The following is a 13,722-nucleotide window of genomic DNA, read 5'->3' on the forward strand; positions in this document are numbered from 1 at the left end:
TAGATAGCGCAGGCTCCCTGTATACCAGCTTACCTCACTCCCTACTCCCAAAAATATTTTTCTACTATTAATAGATAGTAATACTCCTTCCAAACCATAGAGAATATGCTGGTGTGATGAGCTCAGTCGCTCCTAAAAACCCCATAACTTTGTTAACATGTGTAGATTGCCTGCTATATCTGGGTTTTAGCCGCCTTTCCAAACAACCTATTAAAAATGAACCCGGCTTGTTGATAGGTAAAATCGGTTGTGTAAAAATGCAGCCTGAAGGACAGGCATGATAAGGCTCTAAAAGCACTAGAGTTTACTAACCCTCTTCCCTGCAAAGGGACGGGAACGACAAGAAAATGTAAGCTACCACTTTGTACGTGAGTATTTACTAACCCTCTTCCCCGCAAGGGGACGGAAACAACCAGGAACAGTTACTCTTTGAAAGCCCTAATGGCATCAGGTTTACTAACCCTCTTCCCTGCAAGGGGACGGAAGCACGTCTGCGAGTCTAAGAGACTCGACTAATTCAAGTAGTTTACTAACCCTCTTCCCCGCAAGGGGACTGAAACGCAAGTTGGCCTCTTATTCGCGCTCTCTCAGAAGCTGACAGCGTGTTTACTAACCCTTTTCCCCGCAAGAGGACTGAAATGAAGGAAGGCTGATCACGCCCCATGTGGATCGATTGGAGAAGGCGATCGCCCTCGCCTAGACCAATCAGGGGCAACTGGCACTGTTCGGCAGTCCCCCCTTGTGCATCATCAAAACGGTGAAACTAGGACAGAGCGATTTCAACGGTTTAATATTGCCCGCCCTCTGGCATCCCAGAGCCTATCCCACCAATTCCTTTTCCGAAAAAATTCGCCAGCGCTGGGGCGGAAATGTAAACTAGCGGACTGCAAGCGCTTATGATGTCACCCGCGCCATTCTTGCAGCCTTCAAGCCAGAAATGAATCGCTCAGATTTATAGCTCTACGCGAGTGCATTAGGACATTGGAATTAGAGAGAGAGGGAGTGGGGGCGAAGCCCCCAGCCAGGGGTGGAACCCCTGCACTCCGTCCTAACCATAATGACTACCGCATACAACGCGCCTTACGGAATCTCGAATTTTCAGCCAAAGGGGCTGGAGAAGATGTGTGATTCTTGCCATCGGGCGATCGCCTCGCCAATCTTCTCCCGCTCTAGGTGCAGCCTATCCTCTATGGGCACGTTATTGCAGCAGACACAATTCCAGAACCAACCGCGATCGCGGGTTTTTCATTGGCTGGTGCTGGTTTGGCTTATGCTCGTCACCATCGAAAGAAGAAAATCAAATAATATTGAATGAACGAGTTACTGATCCTCACAATCATTAGGACTCTAGAAGAACATAGAGGGACTAAAAAAAATTGACATGGAAAACAACATAGAGCCTCAATCACTGAAGCAAGTTTTTGGCCTCAAAACCCTGGTTATTTATGGCGTCGGTGACATTCTCGGTGCTGGAATCTACGCTGTAGTCGGGAAAATTGCTGGAGTTTCCGGCTCTCTGGTATGGCTCTCCTTCCTGCTTGCCATGATCGTTGCCGCACTAACGGCTCTCAGCTATGCCGAACTGGGCAGTCGGTTTCCTAAAAGTGGAGGTGTTGCCTACTTTGTGCAAAAAGCTTTCAACACTGATTGGCTGTCGCTGCTGGTTGGCTGGCTCATGTTTTGCACCTGCGTTGTTTCCATGGCAACCCTTTCAAAAGCCTTTGCAGGTTACTTCAATACTTTCATTCCAGTCATTCCATCCTGGGTGGTTGTAATAGCCCTATTTTCTGGGCTTGCTTTTGTGAACTTTCGTGGCATGGAAGAATCTTCAGCCCTCAACATCTTTTGCACATTCCTTGAAGTTTCAGGATTGTTCATTGTCATTATTGTTTCAGTCCTCTATCTATTGGGAGGATCAGGAGTAGACAGCAGTGCAATCACAACAGCCTCTCCAGTTCAAGCTGGAGTATTTTGGATACCTGTCTTCCAGGGCGCGGCACTTGCTTTCTATGCCTTTATCGGATTTGAGGATATTGTAAATGTTTCAGAAGAGGTCAAAAAACCGGAACACACGGTTCCCATGGCAATTCTGTTAGCGCTTGGGATTGCTGGTTTGATTTATATTCTGATCTCCTGGCTGGCAACCCAGGTTTTGAGTCCCGCTGAACTTCAGGCTTCTCAGGCACCCCTCCTGGATGTAGTTAAACGCGCCCAACCTGACTTTCCACCCGTGATCTTTACGTTTATTGCCTTGTTTGCCGTATTAAATACGGCGCTCCTCAACTTTGTGACGGCTTCCCGTTTACTGTTTGGCATGGCGCGAGAAGGATTGTTGCTAGCCTGGTTAGGGAAATTACACGCCCGTCGAGCAACTCCTTACCGCACGCTGTTAGTGATTCTGCCGATCGCAATTATTCTCGCTCTTTCAGGAACCCTCCAATTTCTGGCAGGCACCACCGCCACTCTAATCCTGTTGATGTTTTGTCTGGTCAACCTGTCATTGCTTGTGATTAAACGTCAGGAGCGTCAACCAGGAGGGTTTCAGATTCCTTTTCTACTTCCGGCGCTGGCTCTCGTTTCTAACACTATCTTGATGGCGTTTGCTTCCCGCGAAAGCCACACATTAGCGGCAGGTTTTATTGGGGTGGGGCTGCTTCTCATTGTCATCCACCAAACTTTGAGTAGACGGATTAATCAAGCTTAGAACAGGGTGCAGGGTCGAAGCCTCCATACCTCCTTAACTCAATGTCTTGAGCAAACTGGCGACAGCTACAATAAATCGGTTAGGCGATCAATGTTTTCTCGTACCAATTGGGCAGAGGTGTGGAGGGCTGCACGTTCTTCAGCGGTTAAATTCAGTTCCAGCACGCTTTCAACTCCCTGACAGCCGAGACGGCACGGCACTCCGATGAAAATATCCTTGAGTCCGTACTCTCCCTGGAGATAGGCCGCCACTGGTAACATCCGCGCCTGGTTGAGCAGAACTGCTTCCACCATCACCGAGGTCGAAGAGGCAGGTGCAAAATAGGCGCTACCAGTTCGCATTAATTCCACAATTTCTGCACCCCCGTTGCGGGTTCGTTCCACCAGGCGATCAATCGTGGCCGCATCCAGCAGTTCCGTAATGGGAACGCCACCCACCGTCGTAAAGCGGGGGAGAGGCACCATCAAATCTCCATGCCCACCTAAAACTGTGGCGTTAATATCACTAACAGAAACTCCCAATTCCATCGACAAAAAAGTCTGGAAGCGGGCAGAGTCAAGGACACCTGCCATGCCCATGACCTGACGGGGAGGAAGGCCGGTTGCTTTCCAGGCCACGTAAGTCATTACATCCAGGGGATTAGTTACCACAATGAGAACAGCATCGGGAGAATAAGCGATCGCCTGCTTAGCCACATCCCAGACAATCTTGCCATTCGTTTTCATCAGGTCTTCCCGGCTCATCCCCGGTTTACGGGGTAAGCCCGCCGTAATCACAATTACGTTTGAGCCTGCGGTATCGGCAAAATCATTGGTGCCAATAATCTGGCGATCGTGTCGCTCCACTCCCCGTGCTTCCATCAAATCCAGCGCCAATCCCTGCGGACGACCTTCAATCACATCCAGCAGCACCACATCGGCCATGTTTTTTTCAGAAATGCGCTGGGCTAAGGTACTGCCAACATTTCCTGCGCCGATGATCGTGACGCGGGCTGTGGTACACGCAATCAAAGGAGGACGTACAACCATAGGTTTGCCTGAAGCTCTCTATGTTGCCATTATGAATCGCTCCTCCCGGCGACGGGTGGAAATGGAAAGGAAGGTTAACGATTAGCGTCTAAAAGCTGAAGGTGGTGCGGATGGTGCCGATGACAAAATCATCGTTGCGATCGTCCTGATCGGGATTCGTAATCCAGACAAGACCGGGAGTGATGGAGATATTGTTTGTAATCTGGATCTTGTAAAAGGCTTCGATGTGCAGCGAGAAATCATCGCCAAAATTGAGATCCCTCAACCGGGCTGAACCGGGAAGGCCAAGGGCAGCAGGAACCGCACCCCCTATCCTGAGACTACCCAGGTAGGGTTCTCGACCGACAATGATGCCACCCAAGTTGCCCCGCTTGAACAGATCAGGGAAGGCAAGACCCAGACCGTAGTACCAGATCTCCCCATCTCCAGTGCTGATCAACTTCAAGTCAGTGTATCCGCCAAAGGCATTGATAGCAAATTTAGGACTGATTTTGAAAGAAGCCTGAACACCGTAAGAATTGGTGATAGCGGGTACTCCAATTCCAGAAAATACAGAGAGTCCTGTATGCAATGCGTTGGCAGGGACTGTGCCTGTAAAGAAGACATTATCGTCGTAGCCCAGGTTGAAGATGGAGTTACCCGACGTGTGATAGGCGTTGACGTAGGTGAAACCGATCTGGAACCAGTTACTGGGAGTCACAGTGAGTTGCCCAAAAGCCGCATAGTCCCCATTGAATAGCCCTTCTTTAGCAAGGGGACTGCTGGCGTTTGATGCTAAGTAGCCGCCTGCGAGGACAAATTTTCTACCGGAGTCAAGGGCAAAGTTAAGGGCTGCCCCAGCTCCGCCCCCAATCCGGTAAATAGGGCTTTCCTGTCCAAAGGTGGTGATAGCTCCACTGCCGCCATCAAAGTCGTCGAAGTAGGGATTAACGGTACTGTAGGCGTAGTACCCGCTTCTGCCCCCTGCGGCAGCGACAAAGACTCGCAACCGTTCCCCAATTGGAAAGGTGTAATCCAGTCGGTCAACAAAGACAGAGTTGTTGATCGAGTCTCCCCGGACAGAAAGTGCGGGAACACCTTCAGCCGTGCCCCGGTCGATCGCAGGCGAAATCGTGTTGGGTTGAACCAGGAATGCTTCGTAATTGCTGGCAACCAGACGAGTGGTCAACAGATCCTTACCTGAAAAGCTGCTCAGCAGACTGAGGCGGACTCGATCTTGAAAAACAGTGTTGTTGATGTCATCAACCTGATCGCCAAAAATGTCACTCACGTTGAAGATAACTTCCCCAACCAGTTTAGTGGTTGTAGAGAACTGTTGTTTTTCAAGGGTTGCGGTACGAACTTCTAAGGAGTCGATCCTGCCACGCAGGACAGCTAACTCTGCGGCAAATTCTTCCTGAAGTTTCTGAATCGTGAGTAGATCTTCTTTCCTGACAAAATCGGCGAGGGAGGCAGTCAGGAGTTCACTAATCCGGTCCATGCAGGCATTCAACCCAGCCGCAAACTCGTAACGGGACAGGGCACGGTAGCCACGATAGGTTCTATCTGGATAGCCAACGATGCAGCCGTAGCGCTCAACCAGTGATTGCAATGCCTGGAAGGCCCAATCTTTAGGGCTAACATCGGTTAACTGGGAAACAGAAGTGACCTGATCTTGGGAGTCAAAATTCTGAGCACTGCTTTCGTTGGCGTATCGGTTAATCTGCCGCAGAGAACGGGTGGTGGAATCGCCTGATTGGGTCGATTGAACAGGAGCTGTGGCTTGAGCGATGAGCTGAGCTGGCTGGGGATGGTCTGTGGTTAAAGGAGCGGGGAGGCTGGTGTTAGCCTGTTCAAAGGGCTGGATTGCCTGGGCTGTCTGTGCTTCTGCTAGATTGGAGGTTGCTGTCGCAGCAGAAGCCATGCTGACTGAAGCAACAGCCAGCAGCCCAGGAGCTGCCAGCAACAAGTTTCTTAAAGCCTGATTATTAAATGCCATCATTAACTCCTCACGGTTGATAAATACACCTGTCTTGCAATCAAGTATAGAGATCTCTACATCCGCCTTAAACCAATTTGGAACTTTGTGAAGAATTTTCAATCCCTCAATGAGGTGGTCGGGCGATCGCTAGCCTGGAAAAATTGGAGCTAAAACAACGTTAGGCGACTCTTGCGTAACGCACTCAGCGAGAACATCGTCGGGCGTTTTGACCCAGCCGCAAACTGCGCGTATGGCAATCATTGCTAGTAGGGATTCAGGGCAGGTTCTCCCGCGCCGTTAGTCCAGAGGTCGTCTGGCAGCGATCGGTCGCGGTGACAAACCCGATCAAGGTCAGGATACGTGATTGTGTCTACTGCCGCTCGAGTGCCAACTACTAGGCATCGCGTTGCCTTCGCGCTACGATTCTCGAGAAAGTGACCTACCGGCACTCCTGCTTGAAAAGTTGCGGCGTCACCAGGACGTAACATAGTCTCTGTGTCTCCTTCGATGAGCGTAATCTCGCCTTCGAGGACATAGACCATTTCATCCTCAGCGCTATGCCAATGCTTATTCGACGAACGAGAGCCAGGATGCAGGATTTCGATGAACGCACCGAACTGGGTAAGCCCTCCTGCTTCGCTGATCCAGAGTATAAGATTTGGTTCGTGTGCGACGCGGGAAGGGTTTTCCTCCACGATGACGCGATCAGGAGTGATAACAGGCATATTGGCACCTCTGGGAATTCTGGGGCAATATCTATTTCCTGGGGCAATATAGCGGTAGTCATTATGGTTAGGACAGGGTGCAGGGGTGGAACCCCTGGCTGGGGGCGAAGTCCCCACACCCCCATTAAAGCCAATGTCCTAAGTCAGTGTTGTCGGTTACTGGTGTGGCCCTTGTGGAGTTGGCTTAGCAATAATATCCACATGAGCCGGGTTTGCCCCTAAGTTGTAGGTGCCGGGAGCAGGTAGGAGGGTTGCAGTCACCCTGACTGGCGTGGGCGAACCAAACAGCAGGGTGGGGATGACTGGAATGCGGACACTGTTCTGCCCGGCAGGGATGGTAGCCGTTCCAAAGGGTGTGCCAGGAGCGACTTCTGGGATATTCACATAGTCTCGACCCATCACGGCTGTGCCACTCAACTGGTAGCTTACTTTAAGTTCCACGTGGGCAGGTTTGTCCGGACAGATGATGGTGAAGAAACCATCCTGCCGTGGATTCCTGACGGCGGGTCCTGTCCCAGTGATGCCGACTGTTGGAATGAGCGGGGGAGCGATCGCCTGGTCGTGAATATGAATTGTGGCAGGGGTGGCATCCACCGTGTAGTCAGTTCCAAGACCCAGTTGCAGAGCCAGTGGCTTGGCGGCTGTTTCATTCAGCGAACCGAGAGGCACAACTGGGATCACGGCCTCCGTTTGTCCTGGAGGCACAACCACCACACCGCTCAAAGCCACATAATCATGACCTTCAACTGCAACGGACCCAGGAAAAACCCGGTAGTTAACTGCTAAACCTGGGCCCGGCGCGGGATGATTCAATTGAATCTTGAAAGCGCCATTCTGTTGGGGATTTACTTTACGGGCATCGGCCACTGGAGCAACTGTGACGTGCCATGGAACTTGATCAAAAATTGTGACGGTATCAGCGGATTTACCTATTTGGTAAGTGCGATCGGGCTTCAGGGAAAGCACCACCGCCCCAGCAAACTTCCCGGCTGGAGGAGCCCCCAGGGGAACAACCTGAAGTTTCGCTTGCATTTGCCCTTCGGAAATGGGCACTTCAAGAATCCCTGGATCAAGCAGAAAGTCAACCCCTGCTCCTGCATGAGACAGTGGAGGTGAGTTGCGGTTATCGCTTAGCTCATTTATGACACATTTCACAACCATGCCACCCGCTGGAGCGGGACGATTCATGCTGATGGTGAACTCACCCCGCACAGAATTCGTTTTATGGGCAAGGGGTTTGGTCGCTTCAATACTGACCGTCGGCAGAACGAGAATCGACGTTTCAACCCTGAAGTTGGCCTCGGTGGTGTGCCGTTCTGCGTAAAACAGGTCAAGGGAGTAAGTTTCACCCTCAGTCAGCCCTAGCGTATCCAGGTTTACTTCCTGTTTTTCTCTGGGGTGAACACCACCCAGGTCAATGACTAATTTGGTGTCAGTGGCACCGGGCTTGCCGATGAATACCCAGAGATCATCATCGCCCCGGAACTTAAAGGTTTGCCCACGTTTGTAAGTGAACTGGCAGTGGGCTTCCAGGGTGAAGTGAAAGTTGTGCTCTTTGCCACGGGCATCCTTACCGGAATTGCCCAACAATTTTCCATCGATTGAGAAGAAGCCACCGATCGCCTGCAACGTTGCATCTTCGTCACTATCCAGGACGTAGGTTCCTGCAGGGGTTCTTGTCAGAATCAGCAGAATATCTTCAGTCGTTCTTGGATCACGACCTCTGAACCATTTATTGAAGTTGTCTGCACCAGTTGTCCAGGGAAGGTTGCCCCCAGCATAAATGGGTTTGGACTTATTATCCTTCGGGTCTATCTCAAGTTTATTTTTCACCACAATGTTAGGCACCAGACGATACCCCCCCTGAGTCTGCTCATCCATTTCAAAATCCGGATGGGGTTGGATATCTGGAAACAGGGAAAGGGGTTTGTGGGTAAAGTCTCGGATAGTAGCGGGAACAATCAAATAACTGCTGGGATCGGTGTCAGCGTTAGGGGGCAAGGTTCCAATCGTACGGAGAGGAAATGAGGGCACAGGCATTCGTAATCTCCTTATTGATGTGTTGACAGTTCGTTCGTCGAAACTGGGAGCTTTGATGACTCCAGCTCTTTCAGATGTACTTAGCTATCTGAAAGATGCAACTTCAAACTGTCAGATTTCATGCACTGACTTAACTAATCAGCTTAAGTCTAGAATTGAAAACATCTCATATTTGAAGTATTCCGGACAGGGTGCCAGAATAATTTAAGGCAAGCATTAAAACAGTTTAAACTGTTCCCCCATAAGGCTTTCAGAAAACGATTCTTTCTAATTTTTATCACTCATTCGTGTGATTTATAATTGAAATCAAGCTTCAATTCTCAAGCAAATGTGAGAAAGATTGCTTTCAAAACTATCTGCAATTAACTCAAAGTTGACCTGAAAAAGTAAAGCCCTATTAGTATAAAGCGATGCATTTTTAGAGAGACTTAATAAGTCATGCTGCTTGCCTGGCTGACGAAACTTTAACCGATCGCTTTTTCAACCCCTCCCAACGCAGGCACAAATAAGCCCCGGTTCTAACGTGATAGGGTGACGGGACGATCTCTCCTTACCTCCCCCCTTCCCCCCCGCCCCTACTCCATCGCTTCTCCATAGTGCTGATGTAAAACTTCTGCCATGAAGCACTTCAACAGTAGTCAAAGCGTCGATGAAGAACTTGAAACGGTAGAATGTTAAGCATTGTTTCTCTCTGCTCCTATGTCTGATCGAGCCAATGGTGGGAATACGCGAGCGGCGAAGTCTCGCAATGGTCAAACTACCAGGCCATCTGCGCCGCTGAACTGCATCCGCATCCGGGGAGCACGGCAGCATAACCTTAAAAATATTGATCTGGAATTGCCGCGCGATCGCCTGATTGTCTTCACGGGTGTCTCTGGCTCAGGCAAATCTTCCCTGGCATTTGACACGATTTTTGCTGAGGGACAGCGACGGTACGTGGAATCCCTCAGTGCCTATGCTCGTCAGTTTTTAGGACAAGTGGATAAGCCAGATGTGGACGCCATTGAAGGGCTCAGTCCGGCGATTTCGATTGACCAAAAATCCACTTCCCATAACCCCCGCTCTACGGTGGGTACGGTGACTGAGATTTATGACTATTTGCGGTTGCTGTATGGACGGGCAGGAGAGCCTCACTGTCCCCATTGCGATCGCTCCATTGCCCCCCAAACCATTGACCAGATGGTGGATCGGATCATGGAACTGCCCGATCGCACCCGCTTTCAAATCCTGGCACCGGTTGTGCGGGGCAAAAAAGGCACCCATAAAAAACTCCTTTCCAGCCTTGCGGCGGAAGGCTTTGTCCGGGTTCGGATCGACGGCGAAGTGAGGGAACTCAGCGATTCCATCGAACTGGACAAGAACCAATCCCACACGATTGAAATTGTGGTGGATCGCCTGGTGAAGAAGGAAGGCATTCAGGAGCGTCTGGCAGATTCGCTCTCGACCTGTCTGAAGCATTCTGAGGGAATTGCGATCATTGATATTGTGCAGGAGGAGTCAGGAGCCAGGAGCCAGGAGCCAGGAGGCAACGTGGTTGAACTGCCCTCTGGCAAATCCAAATCCCTCAAAGCGGCTGAAAAGGGTGGAGCCTACCAGACGGATGCCGCCACTTCCCAGCCTCCAGCCCCCAGCCCCCTGGTCTTCTCCGAAAACTTTGCCTGCCCGGAACATGGCGCAGTCATGGAAGAACTGTCTCCCCGGCTGTTTTCCTTCAACTCGCCCTATGGAGCCTGTCCTGCCTGTCATGGATTGGGCAGTCACCGGAAGTTCACCGCAGATCTGGTTATCCCGAATCCGGAGTTGCCGGTGTATGCGGCGATCGCCCCCTGGTCAGATAAAGACAACACCTACTACCTGTCCCTCCTGTGCAGTGTGGCGGCAGCATTTAACTTTGACATCCAGACTCCCTGGAATCAGTTGACCAAAGAACAACGAGACGTTCTCCTGCACGGCTCCAAAGACCCAATCTGGATCGATGTGGATTCCCGTTACCGCCAGAGTAAAGGCTACTATCGCCGCTATGAAGGCGTTTTGCCCATGCTGGAGCGGCAATACCAGGAGGCCAGCTCAGAGGTGTATAAGCAAAAGCTGGAGCAATACCTGGTAGACCAGCCCTGTGAGGTGTGCAAAGGGAAGCGTCTGAAGCCAGAAGCCCTGGCAGTAAGACTGGGGCAGTACGGCATTGCGGATTTGCTGGGAGTTTCCATCCGGGACTGCCTGAACCGAATCAATAGCATGCAACTCAGTACCCGTCAGGCCCAGATTGCAGACCTGGCTCTGCGGGAGATTAAAGCACGACTGCAATTCCTGCTGGATGTAGGGTTGGACTATCTAACTCTGGATCGTCCAGCCATGACGCTTTCTGGAGGTGAAGCGCAGCGAATTCGGTTGGCGACCCAAATTGGCTCCGGTTTAACAGGTGTTCTTTACGTACTGGACGAACCCAGCATTGGATTGCACCAGCGTGACAACTCCCGCCTGTTGCGGACGCTAACCCGACTGCGCGACCTGGGGAATACACTGATTGTGGTGGAGCATGATGAAGAAACCATCCGTTCTGCCGACCATCTGGTAGATATTGGCCCAGGAGCGGGAGTGCATGGGGGGCGGGTGGTGGCTCAGGGAAGTCTGGAAGCGCTACTCAACTCCCCCGAATCCCTGACTGGAGCCTATCTGTCTGGGCGACGGGTGATTCACACTCCTGCCAAGCGACGCGGGGGCAACGGGCGTGTGCTCAAGATTCGCAATGCTCACCGAAATAATCTCAAGCACATTGACGTGGATATTCCCCTCGGCAAAATGGTTTGCGTTACAGGTGTATCCGGCTCTGGGAAATCTACCCTGATCAACGAACTGCTTTATCCTTCCCTGCAACACCATTTTGGTAGCAAGGTCCCCCAACCGAAGGAAATGGAGCCTGTGGGCGGATTAAATGCCCTGGACAAGGCGATCGTCATCGATCAATCTCCAATTGGGCGCACACCCCGCTCCAACCCTGCCACCTACACAGGCACCTTTGATATTATCCGGGATGTGTTTGCCGAAACGATTGAGGCCAAAGCGCGGGGTTATAAACCCGGCCAATTTTCTTTCAATGTGAAGGGCGGACGCTGCGAAGCCTGCGGTGGGCAGGGCGTCAATGTGATCGAGATGAACTTTCTGCCGGATGTGTATGTGCAGTGTGAGGTCTGTAAGGGTGCCCGCTACAACCGGGAAACGCTGCAAGTAAAGTTTAAGGGCAAATCCATTGCCGATGTGCTGGAAATGACGGTCGATGAAGCGCTGGAGTTTTTCCAAAACATTCCTCAAGCAGCCGCTCGCCTGCAAACCCTGTCGGATGTAGGTTTGGGCTACATTCGCCTGGGTCAACCTGCTCCCACCCTATCGGGGGGAGAAGCACAGCGGGTGAAACTGGCGACAGAGCTATCCCGCCGCGCCACTGGTAAGACACTGTATTTGATTGACGAACCGACGACTGGCTTGTCTTTTTATGATGTCCACAAGCTGCTGGATGTGCTGCAACGGCTGGTGGATAAAGGCAATACGGTGCTGGTGATTGAGCATAATCTGGATGTGGTTCGCTGTTCAGACTGGATTATTGACCTGGGGCCGGAGGGGGGCGATCGCGGCGGTGAAGTGATTGCGATCGGGACTCCTGAAGAAGTGGCAGAAAATCCCAATTCCTATACCGGACAGTACCTCAAACATGTCTTGCAGCAGTATCCATCTGTGCCCGCTACGGCATAGAGCATCATACTGCTGACCCAATTTGGAGAACCGAATGTTTTTTCAGCGGCACTTTTTCTACGGCATGGTGGGCTCAAGGTTTGTTCCTAAAGCCTCTTTTCTGCATCAGGAAAGGTGGCAGGGGACAGTCAAGGGTGATGGCGATCGCCCGCATCAGTTCCGTTTCCTGAATGGTGACAGTATTGTCAAGCAGCACTGTATGGGCACAGGCGTCCACGATCACTTGTTTCAATTTAGGAGAGGCTAAACCCAGTTTTTCCAGGCTTCTCTGCATGTCTCTAAAGTTGCAGGCGGGGGGAATTTCTGGCAACGATAGCTGACTGACTCCTGGTAAACGATAGACCCCTCCAACCGATGAATGCGTTCTTCAAGCGGAGGATGGGTAGCAAACAGGTCGCCAAACAGGTCAAACCGTAGAGCACTGCCAAAAAAGAGGTGGCTGTTTCCCTCGGCATAGGGTGATTGGACAAGGGAATGGGAATGGTGGGTGGCAATTTTTCGGAGAGCCGCGGAAATACCGTCTGGGTTACGGGTGAATTGCACGGCTGAGGCATCGGCTAAAAACTCACGCTGACGGGAAACAGCGGCTTTAATCACCCGACCAAAAAACAATCCCACACTACCAATAATCAATAAGGCCAGCCCAAACAATGCAATTCCATTGCCGTTGCGATCGCGCCCGCTCCGCACTTCGATTGCAAGGCGACCCAGAATGTAAATCAGCAGAATCCCATTCAAAACACCCACCAATCGCAGGTTGAGGCGCATATCGCCATTGAGAATATGGCTAAACTCATGCCCAATCACACCCTGAAGCTCGTCGCGGGTCAGAATTTCCATGCAACCACGGGTCACACCGATAACGGCATCATTGGGCGTAAAACCCGCCGCGAAGGCATTAATTCCTGGTTCCCCATCCAACACGTAAACCGCAGGGACTGAAATGCCGGAGGCGATCGCCATTTCCTCCACAATGTTTAGCAATTGGTATTCGGCAGGATTTGGTGTGTCTGGTGTAATCAACCGCCCGCCCATTTCTTGGGTAATAATACTACCACCTTGACTGAGCACCATCAGTTTATACAAACTGCCCACTCCAATCACGACTACCGTGGGAATGGCAACCGTCCAAAACAATCCGGGGTGCCACAAACCGAGTCCCGCTCTAGAACGAGCACCCATGCCGAATGAAAATAGTGCAGCTCCGTATACCATCAAAACGATACAAAGAACCGAAAGGGCAAATAAACCCACCAGCCATTTTGTGTTCTAGCGTGCCTGATCTTGATGCTCAAAGAAGTTCATATATAGCGATTCTTCTTGAAATTTGAACGGGGTGCAGGGGTTCCACCCCTGCGTGGGAGCGAAGCCCTCATCCCCCTTTGTTCACAAACTATTTGTGAACGCTATATAGCGATCCTATTTGGATTGTGAGAAAGGATTCCTGCAGAATCTTTTCTCACAAAGCCTCTCAATCTCACGACTGATTTAGGACTGCTATAGATGACAGGTGTTATA

The 13,722-nt window shown here is 51.1% G+C and carries 10 protein-coding genes; 4 read left to right on the forward strand and 6 right to left on the reverse strand.

All coding sequences use genetic code 11. The features are described 5' to 3' along the window. Positions 1-757: 757 nt before the first annotated feature. The 3 genes from P4D80_RS21955 to P4D80_RS21965 all read left to right on the forward strand — a co-directional run bounded on the left by P4D80_RS21955 (position 758) and on the right by P4D80_RS21965 (position 2,704). Positions 758-880 (forward strand): hypothetical protein, encoded by a 123-nt coding sequence (locus P4D80_RS21955; protein ID WP_421656178.1) that lies wholly within the window; start codon positions 758-760, stop codon positions 878-880. Positions 881-1,057: 177 nt separating this feature from the next. Then, positions 1,058-1,315, forward strand: coding sequence for a hypothetical protein (locus P4D80_RS21960; protein ID WP_421656179.1), 258 nt, complete (start codon positions 1,058-1,060; stop codon positions 1,313-1,315). 66 nt (positions 1,316-1,381) lie between these two features. Continuing rightward, on the forward strand, positions 1,382-2,704 hold the full coding sequence (locus P4D80_RS21965; protein WP_421656181.1) for an APC family permease: 1,323 nt from the start codon (positions 1,382-1,384) through the stop codon (positions 2,702-2,704). A 65-nt stretch (positions 2,705-2,769) separates the two neighbouring features. Here P4D80_RS21965 and mdh read toward each other — a convergent pair whose 3' ends face one another. From mdh to P4D80_RS21985, 4 genes are all read right to left on the reverse strand, one after another. Then, positions 2,770-3,732 (reverse strand): malate dehydrogenase, encoded by a 963-nt coding sequence (gene mdh / locus P4D80_RS21970; protein ID WP_421656182.1) that lies wholly within the window; start codon positions 3,730-3,732, stop codon positions 2,770-2,772. A gap of 88 nt (positions 3,733-3,820) precedes the next feature. Further along, on the reverse strand, positions 3,821-5,713 hold the full coding sequence (locus P4D80_RS21975) for an iron uptake porin (protein ID WP_421656184.1): 1,893 nt from the start codon (positions 5,711-5,713) through the stop codon (positions 3,821-3,823). A 242-nt stretch (positions 5,714-5,955) separates the two neighbouring features. Next, complete coding sequence (locus P4D80_RS21980; RefSeq protein ID WP_421656185.1) at positions 5,956-6,534, reverse strand: cupin domain-containing protein; 579 nt, start codon at positions 6,532-6,534, stop codon at positions 5,956-5,958. A gap of 39 nt (positions 6,535-6,573) precedes the next feature. Beyond that, complete coding sequence (locus P4D80_RS21985; RefSeq protein ID WP_421656186.1) at positions 6,574-8,457, reverse strand: fibro-slime domain-containing protein; 1,884 nt, start codon at positions 8,455-8,457, stop codon at positions 6,574-6,576. A gap of 699 nt (positions 8,458-9,156) precedes the next feature. Here P4D80_RS21985 and uvrA point away from each other — a divergent pair. Continuing rightward, positions 9,157-12,204, forward strand: a complete 3,048-nt coding sequence (gene uvrA, locus P4D80_RS21990) for an excinuclease ABC subunit UvrA (protein WP_421656187.1) — start codon at positions 9,157-9,159, stop codon at positions 12,202-12,204. Positions 12,205-12,277: 73 nt separating this feature from the next. On the opposite strand, the gene P4D80_RS21995 is transcribed toward uvrA, so the two are convergent. Both P4D80_RS21995 and P4D80_RS22000 read right to left on the reverse strand, forming a co-directional pair. Beyond that, complete coding sequence (locus P4D80_RS21995) at positions 12,278-12,436, reverse strand: hypothetical protein (RefSeq protein ID WP_421656188.1); 159 nt, start codon at positions 12,434-12,436, stop codon at positions 12,278-12,280. A gap of 11 nt (positions 12,437-12,447) precedes the next feature. After that, positions 12,448-13,386, reverse strand: coding sequence for a M48 family metallopeptidase (locus tag P4D80_RS22000; protein WP_421656189.1), 939 nt, complete (start codon positions 13,384-13,386; stop codon positions 12,448-12,450). Positions 13,387-13,722 lie beyond the last annotated feature (336 nt).

Source organism: Leptothermofonsia sp. ETS-13 (assembly GCF_049200465.1).
Taxonomy (GTDB): Bacteria; Cyanobacteriota; Cyanobacteriia; order Leptolyngbyales; family Leptolyngbyaceae; genus Leptothermofonsia.